The organism is Marivita sp. S0852 (genome assembly GCF_046591575.1).
Taxonomy (GTDB): Bacteria; Pseudomonadota; Alphaproteobacteria; order Rhodobacterales; family Rhodobacteraceae; genus Marivita.
Window position 1 is genome coordinate 422,285 of the sequence record NZ_JBIQWA010000001.1, and the last position, 25,234, is coordinate 447,518.

Sequence of the window (25,234 nt, forward strand, 5' to 3'; positions counted from 1 at the left end):
AGCCATGGCACGCGGCGGCAAAAACAAGGACCGGGAGAGCGGACCCGAACGCAAGTGTATTGCGACCGGAGAGGTGCACCCAAAGACCGAGTTGATCCGCTTTGTGGTTGGGCCTGAGGGAACGCTTGTCCCTGACCTTGCTGAAAAACTGCCGGGTCGGGGAATTTGGGTCACCGCGACGCGTGCGGCTCTTGAAATGGCGATGAAAAAGAACCATTTCCTGCGTGCAGCCAAAGCACAGGTCAGCGTTTCCGACACTCTGGTCAGCGACATAGAGCAGCAGCTTGCACGCCGTGTTATCAATCTGATAAGTCTAAGCCGGAAATCTGGGATCGCGATCTCGGGCTATGAAAAGGTCAAGGACGCGCTCTCGAAAGAGACGGCAGAGGTTCTTTTACAGGCCGAAGACGGGTCAACCCGAGGCAAATCGAAACTGAGCACGCCGCATTTTGGCCATTACATCGGCTGGCTAAAGGCTGATGAGCTGGGCATGGCGTTTGGGCGACAAACTGTGATACACGCAGCGCTTGGTGCTGGTGGACTCACGCAACGTGTTGTAGACGAGGCCCAACGGTTGAAGGGCTTTCGTGTCAGAGTGTCTGATACAAAGACGGCGGCAGGGGCCGCCGGGAAGGAAATAAGAGCTAAATGAGCGATAACGACGGCAAAAAGACATTGGGTTTGCGCGGCGGTCCCCGGTCGGGGAACGTAAAGCAGAGTTTCAGCCATGGGCGGACGAAAAACGTCGTGGTGGAGACCAAGCGCAAGCGCGTTGTGGTGCCGAAACCAAACGCCGTGAAAAGCGGCACCGAAGGGTCTGCCAAGGCCGCTGTTGCCGCCTCTGGCAGCAAGCGTCCTGCCGGGATCTCTGATGCGGAAATGGAACGCCGTCTAAAGGCGTTGCAGGCCGCAAAGGCGCGTGAAGCGGAAGAAGCCGCAGCGCGCGAGGCTGCCGAGAAAGCACGCGCCGAAGAGCGCGAGCGTATGCGGGCCGAAAAAGAAGCCAAGGAACGCGAGCAACGCGAGGCCGAAGAGCGCGCGCGCCGCAAAGCCGAGGACGAGGAACGCAAAGCCCGCGAGGCCGCCGAGGCAGCAAAAGCAGCTGCCACTCCGGCGGATGTGGCACCCCCCGTATCGCGACAGCCTGCCGGTGGCCCGAAACCATCGCAAACGCCACCCCGCAAGACCGACCGCGAAGATCGCGGACGGCGCAAGACGGATGATGGCGGACGCCGGTCTGGCAAGCTGACGCTGAACCAGGCGCTTGGTGGCGGTGGCAACCGACAGAAATCCATGGCCGCGATGAAACGCAAGCAAGAGCGTGCGCGTCAGAAAGCTATGGGCACAAGCCAACCGCGCGAAAAGATCGTTCGTGAGGTGAAGCTGCCGGAAGCGATCACTGTGGCCGAGTTGGCCAACAGGATGGCGGAACGTGTGGCGGATGTTGTCAAGGCACTGATGAACAACGGCATCATGGCGACGCAGAATCAGGCGATTGACCAGGACACGGCAGAGCTCATCATTGAAGAGTTCGGCCACAAGGTCACGCGCGTGTCCGACGCCGACGTGGAAGATGTCATCAAGGAAGTCGAGGACGATGAGGCCGATCTCAAGCCGCGTCCCCCCGTCATCACGATCATGGGCCACGTGGACCACGGCAAGACATCGCTGCTGGATGCGATCCGCGATGCGAATGTCACCTCGGGCGAAGCGGGTGGAATTACGCAGCATATCGGGGCCTATCAGGTCAAATCCAAGGATGGCACGGTTTTGTCTTTCCTGGATACGCCCGGCCACGCTGCGTTTACGTCAATGCGGTCACGCGGTGCTCAGGTGACGGATATCGTTGTGCTTGTGGTTGCTGCAGATGATGCGGTGATGCCGCAAACGGTTGAGGCGATCAATCACGCGAAAGCGGCAGAAGTGCCGATGATCGTGGCGATCAACAAAATCGACAAACCCGCAGCAAACCCAACCAAAGTGCGGACCGATCTTTTGCAGCATGAAGTGGTTGTAGAAGAAATGTCCGGCGATGTGCAGGACGTAGAAGTCTCGGCCGTCACGGGCAAAGGCCTTCCGGAATTGCTTGAAGCCATTGCGCTGCAGGCGGAAATTCTGGAACTCAAAGCGAACCCGGATCGCGCCGCACAAGGCGCTGTGATCGAGGCACAATTGGATGTGGGCCGTGGACCTGTGGCAACTGTTCTGGTTCAGACCGGTACACTGCGCCAGGGCGATATATTTGTCGTGGGTGAACAGTACGGCAAGGTTCGCGCCTTGATCAACGACAAGGGCGAACGCGTCCAGGAGGCCGGTCCTTCGGTGCCTGTCGAGGTTCTGGGCCTGAACGGCACACCCGAAGCAGGCGACGTTCTGAACGTCACCGACACCGAAGCGCAGGCGCGTGAAATTGCGGCGTATCGTGCAAACGTCGCCAAGGAAAAGCGCGCCGCAGCGGGTGCCGCGACGACGCTGGAACAGTTGATGCAAAAGGCCAAGGACGACGAAGACGTGTCTGAATTGCCTGTGCTGGTCAAAGCCGACGTGCAGGGTTCTGCCGAAGCGATTGTTCAGGCGCTTGAAAAGGTCGGCAATGAAGAGGTGCGCGTGCGCGTGCTTCACTCGGGTGTGGGCGCGATCACGGAAAGTGATGTTGGTCTGGCCGAGGCGTCGGGATGTCCGGTGATTGGCTTTAACGTGCGCGCCAATGCAACAGCGCGGAACACCGCCAACCAGAAGGGCGTGGAAATCCGCTATTACAGCGTGATCTACGATCTTATGGACGACGTCAAAGCCGCCGCATCCGGCCTGTTGAGCGCTGAAATCAAGGAAACCTTTATCGGGTATGCCGAGATCAAAGACGTGTTCAAGGTGTCGAATGTGGGCAAAGTGGCTGGGTGTCTTGTGACCGAAGGCGTCGCGCGCCGCAGCGCAGGTGTACGTTTGCTGCGGGACAACGTCGTCATTCACGAGGGCACGCTCAAGACGCTTAAGCGTTTCAAAGACGAAGTGCCCGAAGTCCAGTCCGGTCAGGAATGTGGCATGGCGTTTGAGAACTATGAAGACATCCGCCAAGGCGACGTTATCGAGATCTTCGAGCGCGAGGAAGTCGAGCGGAATCTCGACTGATCGCGGTGAAAAAGACACAAAAAAGGGCAGCTGAAAAGCTGCCCTTTTTCATTTGAAATGTTCGAATTTACGCTGCTTTGAGTACCGGGCGCCCTGTGAACATACGGTCCCCCACGCGGACAATAATCCGCCCATCTGGCAAGGCTTTTTCGAAAATGCCCTGCACAGACATGCAACTTCCAACGATGATTGTCTTTAACATGCCAAATCTCCCCCAAGGCTTGACGGATCATTGGTAAATCGGTGCGCAGGATATTGCCAGCGAAAACGGCACTTTTTCGCCATCAAGGCAAGTCACCCCGACAGGTTTACAGCCAGTCGCGCAGAATTGGGATCAGCGGGATGTCGGCGGGCGGCATTGGAAAATCCCTGAGCCGATTTGCACGCACCCATTTAAGCGCCTGGCCTTCTTTGGATACCGGCGTGCCCTTCCATTTGCGGCACACATAAAGCGGCATCATCAAATGGAAGCTGTCATAATTGTGAGACGCAAAGGTCAACGGAGCCAGACAGCTTTCCCAGGTGTCGATCCCCAGCTCTTCCTGCAGTTCGCGGATCAAGGCGTGTTCGGGTGTTTCACCCTCTTCCACCTTACCACCGGGAAATTCCCACAGACCGGCCATTGATTTGCCCTCCGGCCTTTGCGCCAGAAGAATACGCCCTTCGACATCCACCAAGGCGACTGCAGAGACCAAGACAATCTTCACGGATCAGGACCTGTAATCAGCATTGATGGTGATGTACCCATGGGTCAGATCGCAGGTCCAGACCGTGGCTGCGCCCTCTCCCATGCCCAGATCAATGGTCATCTCGATCTCTTGGGCCTTCATAATCATCGCGCCGTCCTGTTCCTGATAGGCGGGATGAACCCAACCGTGTTTGGCCACCTGAACATCCCCAAACCTTATGCTGAGTGTGTCGCGATCAGCCGGAGCCCCGGATTTGCCGATGGCCATGACCACCCTGCCCCAGTTTGGATCTTCGCCCGCAATTGCGGTTTTCACCAAAGGCGAGTTGGCAACCGACATGGCGTGTGTCTTTGCGTCTGCGTCGTTCAAAGCGCCTGTCACGTTGATGGTAACGAATTTCGTGGCCCCTTCCCCATCACGGACAACCTGATGCGCAAGGTCTTTCATAACAGTGTGAAGCCCGGCCACAAATTCGGCATTCTGCCCCGAGACAGCCACGCCCGACGCCCCGGTGGCGGCGACCAGCAATGTGTCTGATGTGGACGTATCGCTATCGACTGTGATGCAGTTGAAGGTCGTGTCATTCAGGTCTGATACCATCGCCTGCAGGTCGGTCTGTGCGATGGCGGCATCTGTAAAGATATAGACCAGCATTGTTGCCATATCCGGCGCGATCATGCCGGAACCTTTGGCAATGCCTGCAATCTGGACCACCCCATCGGACAGCGTAACCGTTGATGACGCCGCTTTTGTAAACGTGTCGGTGGTCATGATCGCCTTGGCGGCGTCGGGCAAAGCCTTGTCATCCAACGCATTGTAAAGCTCGGTCACTTTGGCTTGAATACGATCATGCGGCAGGCGTTCACCGATGACTCCGGTTGCGCTTGTAAAAACCCGAGAGGCGGGCAGGCCAGTAACCTTTGCGACCTCATCACAGATGGCGGTGACCGATTCGTCACCGGCGCGGCCTGTGAACGCGTTCGAGTTACCCGAATTCACGATAATCGCCGCACCTGAATCATCGGTCAGCCTGATCTTGGACTGGCAATCCAGCACATTGGCAGAGCGCGTCGCCGATTTCGTGAACACACCGGCAACGCAGCTTCCTGGATCAAGAAGCGCCAGCATCACATCGTCCCGCCCGGTGTATTTCACACCGGCAGCCGCCGTGGCAAACCGCGCGCCTTTGATCACGGGCAGCTTTGGAAATACCTTTGGGGCCAGTGGCGAAACAGATATGATTTTGGCCATCTTTTACTCTGTCAACAGGTTGGGATTGCTAAGAACGGATGTATCCACAGATTCTTTGGGCGTGCGTGATACATCGGCAGCGTCGGTCGCTTCCTGAATATGCTGTGTGACGGCTTGCTGGCTCAGTTGGTTTTCAATCTCTGCGCGGACTGCGTCCAATTCCGGCGCTTCCTGAATACGCTTTTCATTCAGCGTGATCACGTGCCAGCCAAACTGCGTCTGGACGGGGTCTGAAATTGCGCCAACCTCCATGCCTTCGACAGCTGTCTGAAACTCTTCCACCATCATGCCGGGGCCGAACCACCCCAGAGACCCGCCGTTCGGCCCGGACGGTCCGGTGGATTTTTCGGCAGCAACGGCGGCAAAATCTGCGCCGCCCTTCAACTCTTCGACGATGGCCGCGGCCTCTTCCTCGGTTTCGACCAAAATATGTGACGCGTTGAATTCCTCGGTTGCGTCGCCCTCAAGATAGGCGTCTTCATAAAAACTCTGCACGGCCTCTTCGGTCACGGCAGACCCGACAACCCCTTCGATCACCTGTGCAGCCCGCAAAGCGCGACGTTCGTTTTCAAGCGCGAGGGTGACGCGACGGCCGTCTTCTTCTGCCGCTTGCTGGCTAAGAACCGTTTGCTGGACGATCTGGTCAAGAATGCCATCCCACAACACGTCATCCGGCAATTGCTGGTATTGATCCGGCAATGCGGCACGGATGATCAACATATGCCCAAGGGTAATTTCGGTGCCATTGATCGTCGCAACCACTGACTCTGCATCCAGCGTGTCTTGCGCCTGAGCGGGCAAAGCCAACAAAAGCGCGAATGCGCCTGCAGACAATTTAGTGATGAGTTTTGACATCTCTTATCCTTTCGGTGCCACCCGCGCCGATGGGTGGCGTTGACACTGTATTTCACGGACCTTACATCGCCGTATGGCTCTGCGAGGCCGGTCGTTCCCCTGTGTCATATGGGCTGTGTGCGAGGCGGGCAAGCAGATGCCGCACACGAAGATGTCAAACCTGAAAGAGAGTGCATGCTGGGATTAGGTAAAGTCGCGCGCAAGGTGTTCGGAACGCCGAACGACCGCAAAGTCAAGGCGACCCGCCCTCTGGTTCAAAAGATCAACGCTCTCGAACCTGAGTTTGAAAAACTAAGCGATGCCCAGATCATCGAGAAGACAGCCGAGTTCAAAGCCCGACACGCCAATGGTGAGTCGTTGGATGACCTGCTGCCCGAAGCCTTTGCCAATTGCCGCGAAGCCGCGAAACGCGCCTTGGGGCTGCGGGCCTTTGATGTGCAGCTGATGGGGGGCATCTTTCTGCACCAGGGCAACATTTCGGAAATGAAAACCGGCGAAGGCAAGACACTTGTTGCGACCTTCCCGGCCTATCTGAATGCGCTGACCGGACGCGGCGTGCATATCGTGACGGTCAACGACTACCTTGCCCGGCGTGACAGCGAATGGATGAGCAAGGTCTACGGCGCGCTTGGATTAACCACAGGGGTTGTCTATCCGCGTCAGGCGGACGACGAAAAGCGCGACGCCTATGCATGCGATATCACGTATGCCACCAACAACGAACTGGGCTTTGATTATCTGCGCGATAACATGAAGTCCGAGCTGAACCAGATGTATCAGCGCGATCACTTCTTCGCCATTGTCGACGAGGTGGATTCGATCCTGATTGATGAAGCCCGGACACCCTTGATCATTTCGGGGCCGGCACAGGACCGGAGCGAGCTTTACGTCGCCATCGACAAGCTTATTCCGCTGCTGACCGACGAACATTTCACCATCGACGAAAAGACACGGAATGTAACCTTTACCGATGAAGGGAACGAATATCTGGAGGAGACGCTTCACAAAGAAGGTATCCTGCCGGAAGAGCAATCTCTGTATGATCCAGAAAGCACCACCATTGTTCACCACGTCAATCAGGGATTGCGCGCGCACAAGCTGTTCCAGCGCGACAAGGACTACATTGTCCGGGACAACGAGGTCGTCCTGATTGACGAATTTACCGGGCGGATGATGCCTGGGCGACGTTTGTCCGAAGGTTTGCATCAGGCCATCGAGGCCAAGGAAGACTGTGACATCAAACCCGAGAACGTGACACTGGCCAGCGTGACGTTCCAGAACTACTTCCGCCTGTACGAAAAGCTGTCGGGAATGACCGGGACTGCGGCCACCGAAGCGGACGAGTTTTCCGAAATTTATGGCCTCGGCGTGGTCGAAGTGCCAACCAACCGCGAAATCGCGCGGATTGATGAGGACGACAAGGTCTACCGGACCGCGCAGGAGAAATTCGATGCGATTGTGGCCGAAATCAAGGCCGCGCACGAGAAACAGCAGCCGGTGCTGGTGGGCACCACCTCTATCGAGAAATCAGAGATGCTCAGCCAACTGCTTGAGAAAGCCGGTCTGAAACACAGCGTCCTGAACGCGCGTCAGCACGAACAAGAGGCCCAGATCGTCGCAGATGCCGGGAAGCTTGGCGCGATTACCATCGCGACAAATATGGCGGGGCGCGGAACAGACATCAAATTGGGCGGCAATGTCGAGCTTCAGGTGCTTGATGCCATTGCGGCCGATCCGGACGCTGACCCCGAAGATGTCCGCAAGCGGATTGAAGCAACGCACGACACCGAAGAGCAGGCGGTCAAGGACGCCGGCGGTTTGTTTGTTCTGGCCACCGAACGCCACGAAAGCCGCCGCATCGACAATCAGCTGCGCGGCCGCTCTGGCCGTCAGGGGGACCCGGGGCGATCCTCGTTCTTTCTGTCTCTGGACGACGATTTGATGCGGATTTTTGGGTCCGAGCGTCTGGAAAAAGTGCTGTCGACATTGGGCATGAAAGAAGGTGAAGCGATCATTCACCCTTGGGTGAACAAGTCGCTTGAGCGGGCACAGGCCAAAGTGGAAGGTCGCAACTTTGACATCCGAAAGCAGCTTTTGAAATTCGATGATGTCATGAATGACCAGCGGAAGGTGATCTTTAGCCAACGCCGCGAGATCATGGAAGCGCAGGATCTTGCCGAGGTAACACAGGACATGCGTCATCAGGTGATTGATGATCTTGTCGATACCCATATTCCACCGAAATCATATGCAGATCAGTGGGATACCGCCGGATTGCAGGCCGCTGTGAAAGAGATGATCGGCCTTGACGCACCCGTGGTCGAATGGGGCGAAGAGGAAGGCGTCGATGCCGAAGTTATGCGCGAGCGGCTTGAAGACGCCTCTGACGCCTATATGACGGAAAAGGCCGACGCCTTTGGTCAGGACACGATGCGCCAGATCGAAAAGCAGGTTCTGCTACAAACCATCGACAGCAAATGGCGCGAGCATCTTTTGACGCTTGAGCACCTTCGCTCTGTTGTCGGCTTCCGCGGATACGCGCAACGCGATCCGCTGAACGAATACAAATCCGAAGCGTTCCAACTGTTTGAATCCATGCTCGACAGCCTGCGCGAAGATGTGTCCAAACAGCTTGGACAAGTCCGTCCGATGTCCGAAGAAGAGCAGCGCGCCATGATGGAACAACTGGCCGCGCAGCAGGCTGCAATGGCGAAAGCGGCCCAGCAGGCATCAGATCAGGCAGAAGGGGGCGCTTTGGGCAATCCTGGCGCTGCCGCAGCCGGTTTTGATGAAACCAACCCAGCAACGTGGGGCAATCCCGGACGCAACGATCCCTGCCCCTGCGGATCTGGCAAGAAGTTCAAACATTGCCATGGGCGGTTGGTCTAAGACGATATTGCCACAAAGCGGTCGCAAATTAACCCAATCTGCGCCCTAGCCAGACCCAGTTTCAACAGCAGAACATCCAATGCAGCAAACGCATTGGGGGTCTGCCATGGAACGCAAATCATCCATTCTTGTCGCCGCTGGCACGGTCAGTTCGGCGCTTTGTATTGGCTTACTGATGCAATACTGGCCAGGAGCAGGCCACTCCACCAACGTCACCGACGCACAAGCTCCGTTTATGGTCTCTGACGTGCAGGAAGTGTCTTCGACACCCAAATCCATGGTCCCGCCTGACATCCCGATTGCGCCGTTGCCGGCGTCCGTGATTGGCACGGCGGCGATTACAGAAGATATTGAGCCAATCGAGACATCCGCGACAGAAGACACGATAAACCGACAATGCGATGTGAGCTTATCCGCAAATATCGCTGCAGGTGCCATGATTTCCGTTGATCTGAACGCGCCCTGTCACGACGGCGAACGCGTCACCTTTCACCACAATGGCATGATGTTCACCGATCTGGTTGATGCCGATGGCATGCTGTCGCTTCAAATTCCGGCCTTGGTGGAAAATGCCGTTGTGATTGCATCGTTCCTGGATGGGTCAGGCGCTGTCGCGCATGCGCAAATGCCCACCGTGCCGTTTTATGACCGCGTGGTGCTACAATGGCGCGGCGATGTCGGTCTGCAGCTTCATGCACGGGAATTCGACGCGCAGTATTTCTCGGAAGGGCATGTCTGGCACGGAACCGAGTCTGATCCGACACGGGCTGCCACCGGGGATGGCGGGTTCCTGACACGTCTGGGGTCACCTGATGCGCCGGATGCACTGCTGGCCGAGGTTTATACCTTCCCCACCGGAATGACACAGGCGTCCGGCACTGTCGCCTTGACCGTCGAGGCGGAAATTCTCGCCAGCAATTGTGGAACCAGCGTCGAAGCGCAAACGCTTGAAATTCGCAACGGTGCGGACCTGATGTCGAAAGAGCTAATCATAGATGTCCCCGGTTGTGACACTGTGGGCGATTTCTTGATGTTGAAAAATATCGTCGAAGACCTGACAATCGCTTCAAAATAAGCGGGCGGTTCAAAGGCGCGATCCATGAAAAATATATGTGCGGCGCTTTGGGTCGCACTTTTCCTTATGGTGTCATCTGCAGCGGCTGTTGCAGATGATGTCACATTAAAATCGCGGGACGGCGCGATCGAGCTGTCGGGAACCTTATTGGGGTTCGATGGTCAGTTCTATCGTGTCCAGACCGAATATGGCGAACTGACGGTCGATGGGTCTGGCGTCAGGTGCGAAGGACCGGGCTGCCCGTCGCTTATTGATTTTGTCGCAGACATTTCAATCTCGGGATCCTCCACAATCGGCGATGTGCTGATGCCCGCATTGGTGGAAGGTTTCGCGCTTCAGAATAACCTGAAATCGCAACGCATTCCACACGATGACACCCGCTTCACCTATGAAGTGACGTCGCATGAAACCGGAAAATTGGTGGCACGGTTTCAGTTTCGCGTCTCAAGCACGGATGAAGGGTTTGCAGATCTGCTGGCCAATGAAGCCGATCTGGTGATGGCCCTGCGCGAAATTCGCCCCGGAGAACTCGCCCTCGCAAAAGAGGCGGGTCTGGGCACCCTTGACGATGTCAATCGCAGCCGGGTTCTGGCACTGGATGCCATGACGGTGATCGTATCACCCACCAACCCGGTTTCGGCTTTATCTGTGTCCGATCTTGCGCGGATTTTATCCGGAGATATCGACAATTGGCGCAGCTTGGGCGGGCCTGACGCGCCGATATCGGTCCACATGCGCGATGCCCAATCCGGTATTGCCCAAGCGGTTGAGGATCGCATTTTGAGACGGGCAAACGTATCCCTGATCGACACCGTCCAGCGCCACACAACAAACCTTGCTCTGGCCCAAGCAGTTACCAAAGACCGGTTGAGCCTTGGCATCGCGAGTTTTTCCGAGGTCGGGAACAGCAAGGCGCTCGCACTGACCGGCACTTGCGAATTTTCTTTGCGGGCCAACCGCTTGACGATCAAAACAGAAGATTACCCGCTGACGGCCCCGATGTTTTTGTACATCCCCGCGCGACGATTGCCAAAACTCGCCCGAGATTTCCTGGCGTATACGCGCAGCGCTCCTGCGCAGATCATAACGCGACGCGCCGGGTTTGTGGATCAGGCTCCGGAAGAGATTTCACTAAATATTCAGGGGGATCGCCTTGCCAATGCCGTGCGCGTGGCAGAGGGGGACAGCGGAATCGCAAGCTTGAAACGCATGGTTGAGACCTTGTCACCGCTCAGGCGTCTGTCAACATCCTTCCGGTTCGAGCCGGGGCAAACGCGTCTTGACGCGCAATCCCGCTCTAACGTTCAGCAATTGGCCCAAGCGATGGAAGCGGGTGTCTATGACGGGCGTCAGCTTGTGTTTGTCGGTTTTTCGGATGGGGACGGCCCTGCTTTGGCCAACCTTCGAATTGCACGCGACCGCGCGCAGGCTGTAAAACTTGCCGTCGAAGGCGCGGTCGAGGCCTCGAACCTGTCTCAGGTCACACTATCCACTGACGCATTTGGAGAAGCGATGCCGATGGCCTGTGACGACACGAGTTGGGGACGACAGGTAAACCGCCGGGTCGAGGTTTGGGTGCGTTAATCAAGATAACCCTCGGATTTGAAGCTTGTTTCCTTGGATTTCCCGATGATCAGATGGTCGTGAACGGTAATGCCCAAGGCATCGCACGCAGCCACAATATCTTGGGTCATGGTGATATCAGCCGATGACGGCGTTGGATCACCCGATGGGTGGTTGTGAACAAGAATCAGTGCAGATGCGTTCAGCGCCAAGGCGCGTTTGATGATTTCACGGGGGTAGACCGGAACATGATCGACCGTGCCTGTGGCCTGCTTTTCATCGGCGATCAGAACATTTTTGCGATCAAGGAAAAAGATGCGGAACTGTTCGGTGTCGCAATAGGCCATTGACGCGCGGCAGTAATCAAGAAGCGCGGACCAGCTGGAAATCACCTCGCGTTTAAGCACCTTGGTTTGCGTCATGCGATGTGCGGAGGCTTCAATCAGTTTCAGATCAAACGCGGTTTTTTCGCCCACGCCTTGCACGTCTTGCAAACGGTCGATTGGGGCAGCAAGTACAGAATTGAAATCGCCAAACATATCCAACAGCAGGCGCGCGGTGGGTTTGACGTCGCCGTTCTTGAGTGACCGGAAAAGCAACAATTCTAACAGCTCGTAATCCGGCAGAGGGTCTGCCCCGCCGGTCAAAAATCGCGCGCGCAGACGCGCCCGGTGATCTTTGAGATAGGACGGGATCTTGGGTTTTGGCGGTTTTGGCGGTTTTGGAATATGCGTTTGGGCAGATACTGCAGGCACCTGTGTCGGCGGAGCCGAAGGTGCTTCGAAAAGCGAGAGTTGTGCAAAAGATGTTGAGCGGGGCATCCGGGTATCCTGGCCCATCCCGCTTAACAAAGCGCTAACGGCGCAGATGACTGCGCCGTTAAACCTAGCCTTTCATGGAATCCCAAAAACCTTTCACCGATTTAAAAAAGCTCTTGGATTCCGGGTTGTTGTCTTCGCTCATTTCTTCGAATTCGCGCAGAAGTTCTTTCTGACGCGACGTCAGATTGACTGGCGTTTCCACGGCAAGTTCAATGAACATATCCCCTTGCCCGGCCCCGCGCAGCGCAGGCATCCCTTTGCTGCGAAGCCGCATCTGGCGACCCGATTGGCTTCCTGATGGGATCGAAACGCGGCTGCGGCCGCCATCGATGGTCGGGACTTCAATATTGCCGCCAAGGGCCGCAACCGTCATCGACACAGGCACCCGACAATGCAAATGCGCGCCATCGCGTTCGAACAGATCGTGCTGTGTGACCTCGATAAAAATGTAAAGATCACCGGGAGGCCCGCCGCGCAGCCCGGCTTCGCCTTCCCCAGCAAGACGGATCCGCGTTCCGGTTTCCACTCCCTTGGGAATATTGACCGACAACGCGCGCTCTTTCTGAACGCGGCCGGCACCACCGCAGCCCTTACAGGGGTTTTTGATCGTCTGGCCCAGGCCCGAACAGGTCGGACAGGTGCGTTCCACCGTAAAGAACCCCTGCGTTGCACGCACTTTGCCCATGCCCGAACATGTTGGACAGGTGGTGGGCTCTGCTCCGCCTTCGGCACCGGACCCGTTGCAGTCACCGCATTGCACAGATGTCGGAACCTCGATGGTTTTCTGCATTCCGGCATAGGCGTCTTCAAGAGTGACCCGCAGATTGTAGCGCAGATCCGCGCCCCGAGAGGCACGTTGGCGTCCGCCACCCCGTTGCCCGCCCATAAAATCGCCGAACAGGTCGTCAAACACATCTGAAAACGCGCTGGCGAAATCGCCTTGTCCGCCACCGGGGCGGGGGCCGCCGCCCATTCCGCCCTCGAAAGCCGCGTGACCATAGCGATCATAGGCCGCTTTCTTGTCTGCGTCTTTCAGAACCTCGTAAGCCTCGTTGGCTTCCTTGAACTGATCTTCGGCCTTGGGATTGTCTGCGTTGCGGTCGGGATGCAGCTCTTTGGCTTTGCCGCGATAGGCTTTCTTGATCTCGTCCGCGGACGCGCCTTTCTTCAGGCCGAGCACATCGTAATAGTCACGTTTGGACATCATGCCCTCCTTTCACGGAAACGACGAGGACCGGCCCGGTAACCGGGCCGATCCCTATCGATTCCGCCCAACAAGTGTTAGGCGCGCTTGTTGTCGTCGAGATCTTCGAAATCGGCATCAACGATGGTGTCATCGTCGCTGCCTTCGTCGGCCGCCGCTGGCTCAGCGTCCTCAGCCTCTTCGGCTTGTGCCTTATAGATCGCCTCGCCCAGCTTCATGGCAGCCTCGGTGACATTCTGGATTCCCGACTTGATCTTGTCGGCAGTGGCTTTTTCATCCTCCAGATCATCCTTGAGCGCGGCAATAGCCAATTCGATGGCTTCAATGGTGGTCGGATCAACCTTGTCGGAATGTTCTTCCACCGACTTTTCGGTCGAATGGATAAGGCTTTCCGCCTGGTTGCGGGCCTCGACCATTTCGCGGCGTTCCTTATCGGACTCGGCGTTGGCTTCGGCATCCTGGACCATCTTTTCGATGTCGTCGTCAGACAGTCCACCCGACGCCTGGATCGTGATCGTCTGCTCTTTGCCAGTGCCTTTGTCCTTGGCGGCCACCGACACGATACCGTTGGCATCAATGTCAAACGTCACTTCGATCTGAGGCATACCGCGCGGTGCAGGCGGAATGTTCTCAAGGTTGAACTGACCCAGCATCTTGTTGTCAGCCGCCATTTCACGCTCACCCTGGAACACGCGGATCGTCACAGCGTTCTGGTTGTCTTCCGCGGTCGAGAAGATCTGCGACTTCTTCGTCGGGATCGTGGTGTTGCGGTCGATCAGACGTGTGAACACACCGCCCAGGGTTTCGATACCCAGCGACAGCGGCGTCACGTCCAGAAGAACAACGTCTTTCACGTCACCCTGCAGAACACCGGCCTGAATGGCGGCACCCATGGCAACCACTTCATCCGGGTTCACACCTTTATGTGGCTCTTTGCCGAAGAATTTAGTCACTTCTTCGGTCACTTTCGGCATACGCGTCATACCGCCAACAAGAACCACCTCGTCGATGTCGCTGGTTTTCAGACCGGCATCTTTCAACGCGGCCTGGCACGGCTTGAGCGATGCCTTGATCAGGTCGCCAACAAGGCTTTCCAGCTTGGCGCGCGTCAGCTTGAGCACGAGGTGCAGGGGCTGGCCGGTCTTGCCGTCCATCGAGATAAACGGCTGGTTGATCTCGGTCTGGCTAGAGCTCGACAGCTCGATCTTGGCCTTTTCCGCCGCTTCCTTGAGACGCTGAAGCGCCATCTTGTCTTGCGTCAGGTCAACGCCGTTCTCTTTCTTGAACTCGTCAGCAAGGTAGTTGACGATGCGCATGTCAAAGTCTTCACCACCCAGGAACGTGTCCCCGTTGGTGGACTTCACTTCAAACAAACCATCGTCGATTTCGAGGATGGTCACGTCGAATGTTCCGCCGCCCAGGTCATAAACCGCGATGGTGCGCGCTTCTTTCTTGTCGAGGCCATAGGCCAGCGCCGCTGCGGTCGGTTCGTTGATGATGCGCAGCACCTCAAGACCAGCGATTTTACCGGCGTCCTTGGTTGCCTGACGCTGGGCGTCATTGAAATAGGCAGGTACGGTGATCACTGCCTGATCCACATCTTCACCAAGATAGGATTCAGCGGTTTCTTTCATCTTTTGCAGGATGAACGCAGAGAGTTGTGACGGCGAATACTTTTCGCCCTTCGCTTCAACCCATGCGTCGCCATTTCCGCCGTCGATAACAGCGAATGGCATGTTCTTGCGGTCTTTGGCCAGCGCGGGGTCGTCATTGCGACGGCCGATCAGGCGCTTGACACCAAAGACAGTGTTTTCCGGGTTGGTGACCGCCTGGCGTTTGGCCGGTTGGCCCACAAGGCGTTCGTCATCTGTAAATGCGACAATCGATGGCGTCGTGCGTGCGCCTTCGGCGTTTTCGATCACGCGTGGCTGCGATCCGTCCATGATTGCGACGCAGCTGTTGGTTGTTCCAAGGTCAATACCAATCACTTTGGCCATGTTTTCGATCCCTTCATATCTCAAGGCGATTTCACGAGACGAAGACCCATTTCGGCATCCCGCCCCGCATTACGTTCCGCTGACAGTTCGTGGTCAGCGGGTCCGATGGGTATATAAGGAGGCGACAGGACGCCTGCAAGCATCGCTGCTATCTTGAATTCCTGAAAATTCGGTATGCGTTTCCGGGCCAGCGCAATTAATATGAGGAACATGAACAAAGTTCTCATCCGTGGCTTCGAGATTTACCCCGATTACCTGCCCAAAGAGGTGCAATCTGATCTGGTCGACGCCTTGCGGTCCTGCCTGATGACGGCACCTTTGATTCGCCCCGTAACGCCAAGAGGCAAGCCGATGTCGGTGCGGATGAGCGCGGCAGGCGCGTATGGTTGGATCAGTGATCGCAAAGGATACCGGTACGAGGCGCGACACCCCTCTGGTGTGGCATGGCCGGCGATCCCGAAAATTTTGCTCGACGTTTGGACAGAGCTCGTGCCGGAGGCGCGTCGCCCCGAATGTTGCTTGATCAACTGGTATGCAGACAGTGCAAAAATGGGTATGCACCAGGACAGCGATGAAGCAGACCTGTCGCAACCGGTTCTTTCGGTTTCGCTTGGCGACGATGCCTTGTTCCGCATGGGCAATACGACGCGCGGCGGCAAGACAGAGTCAGTTTGGTTAAAGTCAGGAGATGTCGTGGTCATGCGCGGATCGGCCCGACAGGCTTTTCATGGCATCGACCGCATCAAACCCAACAACTCTGCTCTGCTGGCCGATGGTGGGCGTATCAACCTGACATTGCGCGTGGTGACGTGATCAGTTCCGAGCCGACCAAGACGCCGAAGCCCGACGACGGGTGTAAAATTCACCCATCAGCCCAACCATCAGAAAGATCAATGAAAGATAGACGACATATTCCCAGTTCGTATTCCGCGGAACATAATTGATGAACGCATATCCGCGCGCTTGGTCAATGGTATGGAAAAGCGGGTTCCAATCGAACATCGAGATCATGAAGCCGGGCAATGAATTGGCGACAAACATCTTACCAGAGGCAATCATGTTCGCCCGTTTATACAGCGTTGAGACAAAACCGACGAACCCCGGAAACCAAGGCTTCAGCGCGAATAACACAAGTCCGATGCACCCGCCCGAGAACCAGGACAGCAACAGCATTCCGATCACGGGCATCGGTTCAACGATTTCGGTCAGAACATAGGGGTTCATCGCCACGTCATAGACGAACAGAATAAAGGCCACGGCCACGACCTGAATATACAACACAGCAAGCATGGACGAGACGATCGAGATGAATGTGTTCATCGGCCCATGTTGCATCATCGGCGAAGTCGGACCTTCGCTGCCAAGAACCGCACCGACCGATTTGTTATGCGTCATGAACAGAAAGATACCGGTCAAAAGGAAGATCACGAAGTCACCCCGCAACGCGAGGCTTTTCATGCCCAAGACGGAAAACATGACATAGAAAAACAGAACAAACATCAACGATTGAAACACGCTGACCGCGATCGACAGAAAGGCGTTGCCATGCGTTTTACGAACAGACCGGACAGTATTGTGATAAATAAGCTCTGCAATATTTAGCGCAGACGACGTCCGATTTCTCGGAGCGGAACTCTGGAACATGCTTTTGCCTCTGCCTCTGTCCACATATCAATCGTCAGTTTGTCTGACTGTTCTTGCGGACTTTTGTTAACGACATGATAAGTGAGCCGGGCAATCAAATCAATTGAGGTGGGTTCCGATGGCTGTGGACTATGATGCATTGATGCAAACATTGCGCCGGTTGGCGCTTGAAGCAGGGGATCGGATCATGGAGATTTACCAGTCCGATGATTTCGATGTCCGGTCCAAATCAGACAGCAGCCCGGTGACAGAAGCTGACGAAGCGGCCGATGCTTTGATCTCGGAGGGTCTGCGCAAAACCTTCCCCGACATCGCGCTGGTCACAGAAGAGCAATCAGAGACACATCGTCTGGATGTGCGCGATTTTCTGATCGTGGACCCTTTGGATGGAACCAAGGAATTCATCCACCGTCGCGGCGATTTTACGGTGAACATCGCCTTGGTCGAAAACGGGCAACCAACACGCGGCATCGTCTATGCCCCGGCAAAAAACCGGCTTTTCTACACGCGCGGCGATGGCCAAAGCGTGGAAGAAACAGGCCCTTTTGACACCGAAACAGTTGGGCAGCTGGTGCCGATACATGTGTCTTCTCCTGACATGTCGGCCCTCATGGTTGTCGCGTCCAAATCGCACCGGGATCAGGCAACCGATGACTACATCAACCAATATGCCGTCAAAGACAGCAAAAGCGCGGGATCGTCGCTAAAATTCTGTTTGGTCGCGACCGGAGAAGCGGATTTTTATCCGCGACTTGGCCGCACAATGGAATGGGACACCGCAGCAGGCCATGCTGTTTTAGAGGGGGCCGGTGGACAGGTTCTGCGGCTTGATGATCTGGCACCCCTGTCTTACGGAAAACCAACCTTTGCCAATCCGTTTTTTGTGGCAACCGCACCGGGCGTAAAGCTGTCCAAAGTGTGAGCCCGGCTGTGACGGCTCTTTCGGTCACTGTTATTGTTGTCAGTCACAACAGATCTCGCTGGTTGCATCGATGTTTGATCGCCATTGATCAGATGGACTACCCGGTGTTCGAAACTGTGGTTGTCGCCTGCCCTGACGGGGCCAGCACTGCGCGCGCACTGGATTTGAAACGCCCGGTGCTGGTTGTTGATTTCAACGAGGCGAACATCTCGAAAGCCCGCAATCTGGGTGTTTCACATGCCTGTGGCGAAATACTTGCATTCATTGATGACGATGCCGTTCCCGAACCAACATGGCTGACTCATCTGGCCGCTGCGTTTGATGGCACGGACATTGCGCAGGCGGGGGGCATCACCCTTGGCCGCAACGGGATTTCGATACAGCATACCGCAAGTCTGGTTGACGATTTCGGACAAACACATGATGTCGCAACCGACGCAACTGGTCCAATTGAAATCACGCCCAGCGCACACGGTGTCCCGCGTTTGCATGGCACAAACATGGCCTTCCGGCGCGACACTATTTTGGATCAGAACGGGTTTGATCCACGCTTCACATTTTACCTCGACGAAACCGACCTAACCTTGCGGATTTCCAAGACCGGCGCGCGAACAGCGTTTGTTCCCAAAGCCGTGGTGCATCATGGAACCGCCCAAAGCCGGTTTCGAAACTCAAACCGCACTCCCAAAACCCTCTGGGAAATTGGCGCATCAGCTGCTGTGTTTCATCGCAAACATGCTGCCCTGCACCATCAGCAAGATGCAAAAGCCGCATTGCTCCATGACCGGCGCAGATGGCTTCTCGGGCACATGCAACGCGGATCTTTGACCCCCGATGATGTGTACCGGCTGCTTAAACAACTGGAGCATGGCTATTCAGACGGGCTAACGCGCGAGTTCAGCAAAGCCCCGCCCATATCCCAGACAACACAGCGCGAAATTCCGCGCTTCGATCCGCTTGCGAACAAGGACGTGTATCTGATCGAACACAGCTTTTCGAAAACCGAGGCAGCTCAAGCACTTGTTCAAGACGGGCACCGCGTCACCGTCTTTGAATTATCGCACAGCGCCTTATTTCATCGCGTCACGTTCACAGAAGACGGCGTCTGGCGGCATACGGGTGGCATATATGGAAAAGACCTACGCACGGAACGGCTTGTGCAGCTTAGCACCCGGTCAGCGCGAGTCGCACGGATCATGGATCGTCTGAAAGGCATCCGGTATCAGGCAGGCGCAACTTACATCGCATCGGCGTAATTATGCAAAACTTCGTATATATTCCCCACTTATGTCATACTCAGCGCCAGCAATCTGTGGCATATGACATGTGCCAGAAAAATATGTGGCGTGTTTAGGAGCAGGACATGCGAAACAAAGTTACCAAAGCCGTCTTCCCTGTCGCTGGTTTGGGCACGCGGTTTCTTCCGGCCACAAAGTCTGTGCCAAAAGAGATCATGACCTTGGTGGATCGACCGCTGGTTCAATATGCCATCGATGAAGCGCGCGCCGCCGGGATCAAGGAATTCATCTTCATCACCTCGCGCGGCAAAGGTGCGCTTGAGGATTACTTTGACCAATCCCCGATGCTCGAACAGGAATTGCGCAAGAAGGGCAAGATGGACATCCTGGAAGATCTGAAATCCACCAACATGGACAGCGGTGCAATCGCCTATATGCGTCAACACAAGGCGCTTGGCCTAGGTCATGCGGTCTGGTGCGCGCGTCGTTTGATTGGTGATGAACCCTTTGCGGTGATGCTGCCGGATGATGTGATTTCATCCGAAAAGCCATGCCTTCAACAAATGGTCGAAGCTTATGAGGAAACCGGTGGCAACATGGTTGCGGCGATGGAAGTTCCCCATACGCAAACGTCCAGCTACGGTATTCTTGATGTCAAAGACGATATGGGGGCCATGGTCTCTGTCAAAGGCATGGTCGAAAAACCCGCCGTTGATGACGCGCCCTCGAACCTAGCTGTGATCGGGCGGTACATACTTAACCCTGCCGTTCTTAAAAACCTCAACAAAAAGAAAACCGGCGCAGGTGGGGAAATCCAACTGACCGATGCCATTGCACAGGAAATCGACAAAACTGGCGTGTACGGGTATCGCTTCCGCGGCCAACGGTTCGATTGTGGCTCAAAGGCGGGGTTTTTGCAGGCCACTGTGGCATTCGGGTTGGCCCGTGACGATCTGAAAGACGATCTGCGCGGTTTCCTCGATTCTGTCATGCAGATCGAAAGCGCGGCAGAGTAATCCATGAAAGTCCTCATCACCGGCGGAGCAGGCTACATCGGGTCGCATGCCTGCAAGGCTCTTGCAAACGCGGGCTATACACCCGTCACTTTTGACAACCTTTCCACCGGTTGGCGCGATGCTGTTCAGTTCGGACCGCTCGTTGAGGGCGATCTGACTGACAAATCTTCGATTGAACGTGCGTTTCAAGACCATGCGCCACGCGCTGTTCTGCATTTTGCCGCGCTAAGCCGTGTTGATGAGGCGATGGCAAAGCCCGGTTTGTATTGGCGCAACAATGTGCTTGGTTCGCTTAACCTGTTTGAAACGGCTGTCGCGCATGGGTGTCTGGACATCGTGTTTTCCTCGACCTGCGCAACATTCGGCGATCAGGACGATGTCGTTCTTGATGAAAACACACCGCAACACCCAATAAATGCCTATGGTGCCTCGAAACAGGCGGTAGAGCGGATGCTTGAGGATTTTGAAACAACCTTTGGCCTGAGACACGTCATTTTCCGGTATTTCAACGTCGCCGGCGCCGACCCTGACGCCGAAATCGGGGAATTCCACAGACCTGAAACGCATCTGATCCCAATCGTGCTTGATACTGTCGCCGGAGAACGGGATCACGTCACGATCTATGGCACGGATTACCCAACCCATGACGGCACATGTATCCGCGATTATGTGCATGTGTCCGACCTGGTGGACGCCCATATCCTTGGCCTTCACTGGTTGCTGGACGGCAAAGGCAGTCGCGCGTTCAATCTTGGGACAGGTTCGGGGTTTTCGGTCCGCGACGTCATCGGCTCGGCCAATCGGGTCACCAACAGAACGGTTCCAACCAACATCGGCGCACGCCGGGCTGGTGACGCGATCAAGCTTGTCTCGGGATCACGGCGCGCCGAAGACGAACTGAAATGGACGCCGCGAAAATCGACCATGGCCCAGATGATCGAAGATGCGTGGCGCTGGCATCAAGTTGCCGACTATCGTCAATAGCCCGGCCTCTGCGCATTTGCTTGATCTCACCAGAACGGTGAGCCGGGCGCGAAAACGGGCCACGGGGATCGACCGGATTGAACGGGCATATCTGGAACATCTGATTGCCTGCGACACAGCTCTTTACGGTCTGGTCCGGACAAAACTCGGATATCTGCTTCTTGACCAGAATGGGTGCGCTGCACTTTTGGAACACAGCAAACAGGCGATGTGGCACCGGCGGGATTTGATGTCCCGCGTTGTGCGACGCACCGATATGGCGCGCGCAGTGGTCGAGACCGGTCTGCGCAAACTGGCCCTTGATCGCGCAACACCGTCCCGGTTGCGACAGATGCTACAACGGCATTTACCGGAGGGGTCTGTTTACATGAATGTCGGGCAAACCAATGTGACCGACCGGGTCATCCATGCGGTGCAAAGCTGCAACAGGATGCGGTGGCTGGCTTATGTGCATGATACAATCCCGCTGGATTGGCCGGACACACAGACCGGGCACGCCCGGATCAAGTTCAAACGCTTCCTGACCAAAGTTGCGCGCAATGCGGACATTGTGTTGTGCAATTCCAACGCCACCCGACGCGACATTCTTCGGCATGCACCGACGATTGCGGTCGATCATGTGCATGTTGTTCTGCCGGGCATCCCTGACATTGAGATCGGTCAACCGCCTGCCGGGCTTTGGTCGGATCAGCCCTATTTTGTGGCCATCGGAACGCTGGAACCGCGCAAAAATATCGGTTTTCTACTCGACCTTTGGGCGGACTATGACGGACCCACTGATCCGCATCTTATTCTGATTGGTCAACGCGGCTGGCTGAACACCGATCTGTTCAAGCGGCTTGATCAAAAACCAGCCAATATTCACGAATGCCCAAACCTTGCAGATTCAGAAATGTGGGCACTTTTGAAGCACAGCAATGGTCTGCTGTTCCCAAGCCTAGCAGAAGGATTTGGTTACCCCGCATTCGAGGCAGCACAGCTGAATGTTCCACTTGTCTGCAACCCGCTGTCTGTCTTCAAAGAACTGTTGAAAGAATACCCTATTTACGCAGGCGAATCAGATCGCTACTCTTGGCGCAACAAAATCGAGCAACTGATGCACAGACATCGGGGCCAAAGCGGTGAGCAGTATAGGCAAGGGGCAATCCACGTCCCCAGTTGGCAGGGACATTTCAACCAACTGTTTACACGACTTTGATATCCCCGCATGTGGTGCGTCCGCAGGCAAAGAAAGCTGACCATTGAGCGTGGTGCAAAGATATGGGCTTCGGCTTCAGCGAAAACGCTGGAGGATTCGCGCGTTTCGCAAACGCCGCGAGATGAAACCTGTTGCCAATCGCACCAGCCAAATTCGCAAAACCGACATCCTTTTGTTTTGCACACTGCGTAACGAAGGGGTGCGCCTTCCGTATTTCCTCAAATACTACCGTGACATGGGCGTGTCCCATTTCCTGTTTGTCGACAATGACAGCACCGATGGCACGTCTGAATTGCTGGCGCAGCAGCCGGATGTGTCGGTCTGGCATACACGCAAAAGCTATAAACGATCCCGGTTTGGCATGGACTGGATCAACTGGCTGTTGCGGAAATACGGCCATGATCACTGGTGTCTGACGGTCGATCCCGATGAATTTTTCGTCTACCCGTTCTGCGACTCGCGCCCGTTGCCCGCGCTGACCGACTGGCTAGAGGCGTCGTCGATCCGATCCTTCAGCGCGATGTTGCTGGATATGTATCCCAAGGGCAGAATTGATGCGGTGCCCTATCAGGCGGGTCAAAACCCGCTGGAGATCGCCTCGTGGTTTGATTCCGGGAACTACACGCTCAAACGCAATCACCTGCTTGGCAATCTGTGGATACAGGGCGGCCCGCGTGCGCGCGTGTTCTTTGCAGATCGCCCCGAAGCTGCACCGGCGTTGAACAAGATCCCACTGGTCAAGTGGCACAACCGGTATGTCTATACCAGCTCCACCCATATGCTGCTGCCGCGCGGTCTGAACTATGTCTATGACGAATGGGGCGGGGAAAAAGCATCGGGTGCGTTGCTGCACACGAAGTTCCTCAGCACCTTCAACGAAAAGGCAATGGAAGAGCTAAAGCGCCGCGAACACTATGCCGGCAGCCTTGAATACGTCGCTTATGCCAGCGCGCTGCAGGACAATCCGGAACTGTGGTGCAAATGGTCCGAAAAATACATCAACTGGCGTCAGCTTGAAATCCTCGGTCTGATGTCGATGGGGAACTGGGCATGAGCATCGGCATCATCATGCTGGCCCACACGGCGCTGCATCGCGCCGAAGAAATCGCGCGTCATTGGACCAAAGCCGGGTGTCCGGTTGTAATCCATGTCGATCAGATGGTGTCGAACAAGCGTTACAAGATCTTTACCCAGCGCCTGAGTGACGATCCCCTGATCCGCTTCTCGCGCCGCCATCGCTGTGATTGGGGATCGTGGGGATTGGTCGCCGCCAGTCAGGACGCAAGCGAACTGATGCTGTCTGAATTCGAAGAGGTCAGCCACGTTTACCTTACATCGGGCGCGTGTCTGCCCCTGCGCCCGGTTCAGGAGTTGATCGACTATCTCAAGGCGCGGCCCAAAACCGACCATATCGAAAGCGCCACAACCGCGGATGTGCCCTGGACTGTCGGCGGGCTGGATGAAGAACGGTTCACGATGCGGTTTCCGTTTTCCTGGCGGCGCAACCGCTACCTTTTTGACCGCTTTGTCGAATTGCAGCGCAAGTTTGGATACAAGCGAAAAATCCCCGACGCCCTTGTCCCACATATGGGGAGCCAGTGGTGGTGCCTCACCCGGCAGACGCTGTCTTCGATCCTGCAAGACCCCAAGCGCACAACATATGACCGGTATTTCCGGCATGTCTGGATTCCCGACGAAAGCTATTTTCAAACCCTGTCGCGGCTCTATTCAACAAATATCGTCAGCCGATCCCTGACGCTGTCGAAGTTCGATTTTCAGGGAAAACCTCATATTTTTTATGATGACCACCTTCAGCTTTTGCGCCGGTCTGATTGTTTCGTGGCGCGCAAGATCTGGCCGTATGCAGATCGGTTATACGAAACCTTCCTGACCCCGAAACCCGGAGAGCTGAGCTTGCAGGAACCCAACCCGGGCAAGATTGATCGGATTTTCGCAAAAGCCGTTGATCGCAGAACCCGTGGCCGTCCGGGGCTGTATATGCAAAGCCGATATCCCAACGAGGATTGGGAAAATGGCGTCACCGCCGCGAAATATTCGGTGTTTCAAGGCTTTACCGAGCTTTTCACCGATTTCGAACCCTGGCTGTCTCAGGTAACGGGCGCGCGCGTGCATGGGCATTTATTCGCACCGGACCGGGCGCATTTTGCTGATGGGCAAACCGTTATGAACGGGTCTTTATCTGACAACGCAACCTTGCGCGATTACGATCCTAAGATGTTTCTGACCAATTTGCTTTGGAATACGCGTGGGGAACGCCAGTGTTTTCAAACCGGTCCAAACAGCACTCGGCACGTCATGTGGGACATCGCCAAAGACCCGAATGCGCAGGTCTCTGTGATAAGCGGAGCGTGGGCAATACCACTTTTTCAGTCCAACAGAACCTTTGGCGACCTGCGCCGCGAGGCTGCACAGCTTCAGAAGATCGAAACCGAAATGCTGGATGCGTTGCGATCCCCCTATTCAAAATGCCGAAAACGCATCTGGACAATGGCTGAATTCATCGAAAGTCCGATGGAAGCCATCCAGGTGATCGTGGACGAGATCGGGTTCCAACCCAACCGACGCCTGACTGAGGCACCGATGATGGTAGACCTGACCGGGTTCGGTCAGTTTCTTCAAAATCTCAAGAACCAGGGCATGCACCCCTATCTTATGGGCGATTTTCCGGCCGATCCCATCGCGCAAACGCCAACCCGGCAGACGCAACGCCCCCGCCCCTATCTGGTAAAGCGATAAGC

The 25,234-nt window shown here is 55.9% G+C and carries 20 protein-coding genes; 13 read left to right on the forward strand and 7 right to left on the reverse strand.

The window, feature by feature from the left end:
* Positions 1–4 precede the first annotated feature (4 nt).
* Complete coding sequence (locus ACG74X_RS02135) at positions 5–652, forward strand: RNA-binding protein (RefSeq protein ID WP_411232398.1); 648 nt, start codon at positions 5–7, stop codon at positions 650–652.
* On the forward strand, positions 649–3,129 hold the full coding sequence (gene infB / locus ACG74X_RS02140; protein ID WP_411232400.1) for a translation initiation factor IF-2: 2,481 nt from the start codon (positions 649–651) through the stop codon (positions 3,127–3,129). Before ACG74X_RS02135 ends, infB begins: the two co-directional genes overlap by 4 nt.
* A 308-nt stretch (positions 3,130–3,437) precedes the next feature.
* Here the strand turns inward: infB and mutT are convergent, their stop codons facing one another.
* Genes mutT through ACG74X_RS02155 form a run of 3 tightly spaced genes read right to left on the reverse strand, consistent with a single transcriptional unit; the run spans position 3,438 to position 5,924 of the window.
* A complete protein-coding gene (mutT, locus tag ACG74X_RS02145; RefSeq protein ID WP_411232401.1) occupies positions 3,438–3,836 on the reverse strand; it encodes an 8-oxo-dGTP diphosphatase MutT in 399 nt (132 codons plus the stop codon).
* Positions 3,837–3,839: 3 nt separating this feature from the next.
* Positions 3,840–5,069, reverse strand: coding sequence for a bifunctional glutamate N-acetyltransferase/amino-acid acetyltransferase ArgJ (gene argJ / locus ACG74X_RS02150; protein ID WP_411232403.1), 1,230 nt, complete (start codon positions 5,067–5,069; stop codon positions 3,840–3,842).
* A 3-nt stretch (positions 5,070–5,072) separates the two neighbouring features.
* Positions 5,073–5,924, reverse strand: coding sequence for a peptidylprolyl isomerase (locus ACG74X_RS02155; protein ID WP_411232404.1), 852 nt, complete (start codon positions 5,922–5,924; stop codon positions 5,073–5,075).
* Positions 5,925–6,098: 174 nt separating this feature from the next.
* Here ACG74X_RS02155 and secA point away from each other — a divergent pair, with 174 nt between their 5' ends.
* The 3 genes from secA (at position 6,099) to ACG74X_RS02170 (ending at position 11,472) form a co-directional block, all read left to right on the forward strand.
* The gene (gene secA, locus ACG74X_RS02160; RefSeq protein WP_411232406.1) at positions 6,099–8,813 is read left to right on the forward strand and encodes a preprotein translocase subunit SecA; all 2,715 of its coding nucleotides are present in this window, start codon (positions 6,099–6,101) and stop codon (positions 8,811–8,813) included.
* Between the two features lie 106 nt (positions 8,814–8,919).
* Positions 8,920–9,888, forward strand: a complete 969-nt coding sequence (locus tag ACG74X_RS02165; RefSeq protein WP_411232407.1) for a translocase — start codon at positions 8,920–8,922, stop codon at positions 9,886–9,888.
* Between the two features lie 24 nt (positions 9,889–9,912).
* Positions 9,913–11,472, forward strand: a complete 1,560-nt coding sequence (locus ACG74X_RS02170; RefSeq protein ID WP_411232408.1) for a substrate-binding domain-containing protein — start codon at positions 9,913–9,915, stop codon at positions 11,470–11,472.
* Here ACG74X_RS02170 and radC read toward each other — a convergent pair.
* The 3 genes from radC to dnaK all read right to left on the reverse strand — a co-directional run bounded on the left by radC (position 11,469) and on the right by dnaK (position 15,473).
* Positions 11,469–12,272 (reverse strand): RadC family protein, encoded by an 804-nt coding sequence (radC, locus tag ACG74X_RS02175; RefSeq protein WP_411232410.1) that lies wholly within the window; start codon positions 12,270–12,272, stop codon positions 11,469–11,471. The genes ACG74X_RS02170 and radC overlap by 4 nt on opposite strands.
* Positions 12,273–12,336: 64 nt before the next feature.
* A complete protein-coding gene (dnaJ, locus tag ACG74X_RS02180; RefSeq protein WP_411232411.1) occupies positions 12,337–13,476 on the reverse strand; it encodes a molecular chaperone DnaJ in 1,140 nt (379 codons plus the stop codon).
* Positions 13,477–13,553: 77 nt separating this feature from the next.
* On the reverse strand, positions 13,554–15,473 hold the full coding sequence (gene dnaK / locus ACG74X_RS02185) for a molecular chaperone DnaK (RefSeq protein WP_411232413.1): 1,920 nt from the start codon (positions 15,471–15,473) through the stop codon (positions 13,554–13,556).
* Positions 15,474–15,683: 210 nt separating this feature from the next.
* On the opposite strand from dnaK, the gene ACG74X_RS02190 reads away from it, so the two are divergent.
* Positions 15,684–16,286, forward strand: coding sequence for an alpha-ketoglutarate-dependent dioxygenase AlkB family protein (locus ACG74X_RS02190; RefSeq protein WP_411232414.1), 603 nt, complete (start codon positions 15,684–15,686; stop codon positions 16,284–16,286).
* Here the strand turns inward: ACG74X_RS02190 and ACG74X_RS02195 are convergent, their stop codons facing one another.
* Positions 16,287–17,117, reverse strand: a complete 831-nt coding sequence (locus tag ACG74X_RS02195) for an ABC transporter permease (protein ID WP_411232415.1) — start codon at positions 17,115–17,117, stop codon at positions 16,287–16,289. It abuts the gene before it with no gap.
* Positions 17,118–17,235: 118 nt separating this feature from the next.
* Between ACG74X_RS02195 and cysQ the strand changes: the two genes are divergently transcribed.
* The 7 genes from cysQ to ACG74X_RS02230 all read left to right on the forward strand — a co-directional run bounded on the left by cysQ (position 17,236) and on the right by ACG74X_RS02230 (position 25,232).
* Complete coding sequence (gene cysQ / locus ACG74X_RS02200; RefSeq protein WP_411232417.1) at positions 17,236–18,039, forward strand: 3'(2'),5'-bisphosphate nucleotidase CysQ; 804 nt, start codon at positions 17,236–17,238, stop codon at positions 18,037–18,039.
* 8 nt (positions 18,040–18,047) lie between these two features.
* Positions 18,048–19,295: a glycosyltransferase family 2 protein gene (locus ACG74X_RS02205; RefSeq protein ID WP_411232874.1), complete on the forward strand. Its 1,248-nt coding sequence runs from the start codon at positions 18,048–18,050 to the stop codon at positions 19,293–19,295.
* Positions 19,296–19,402: 107 nt separating this feature from the next.
* A complete protein-coding gene (gene galU, locus ACG74X_RS02210) occupies positions 19,403–20,293 on the forward strand; it encodes a UTP--glucose-1-phosphate uridylyltransferase GalU (RefSeq protein ID WP_411232418.1) in 891 nt (296 codons plus the stop codon).
* A 3-nt stretch (positions 20,294–20,296) separates the two neighbouring features.
* Positions 20,297–21,277, forward strand: coding sequence for a UDP-glucose 4-epimerase GalE (gene galE, locus ACG74X_RS02215; RefSeq protein ID WP_411232419.1), 981 nt, complete (start codon positions 20,297–20,299; stop codon positions 21,275–21,277).
* Positions 21,237–22,475: a glycosyltransferase family 4 protein gene (locus ACG74X_RS02220; protein WP_411232420.1), complete on the forward strand. Its 1,239-nt coding sequence runs from the start codon at positions 21,237–21,239 to the stop codon at positions 22,473–22,475. The genes galE and ACG74X_RS02220 overlap by 41 nt, the downstream gene beginning before the upstream one ends.
* Positions 22,476–22,596: 121 nt before the next feature.
* Positions 22,597–23,529 (forward strand): glycosyltransferase family 2 protein, encoded by a 933-nt coding sequence (locus ACG74X_RS02225; protein ID WP_411232422.1) that lies wholly within the window; start codon positions 22,597–22,599, stop codon positions 23,527–23,529.
* Positions 23,526–25,232: a beta-1,6-N-acetylglucosaminyltransferase gene (locus ACG74X_RS02230; RefSeq protein ID WP_411232424.1), complete on the forward strand. Its 1,707-nt coding sequence runs from the start codon at positions 23,526–23,528 to the stop codon at positions 25,230–25,232. The genes ACG74X_RS02225 and ACG74X_RS02230 overlap by 4 nt, the downstream gene beginning before the upstream one ends.
* The last annotated feature ends 2 nt before the right edge of the window (positions 25,233–25,234 follow it).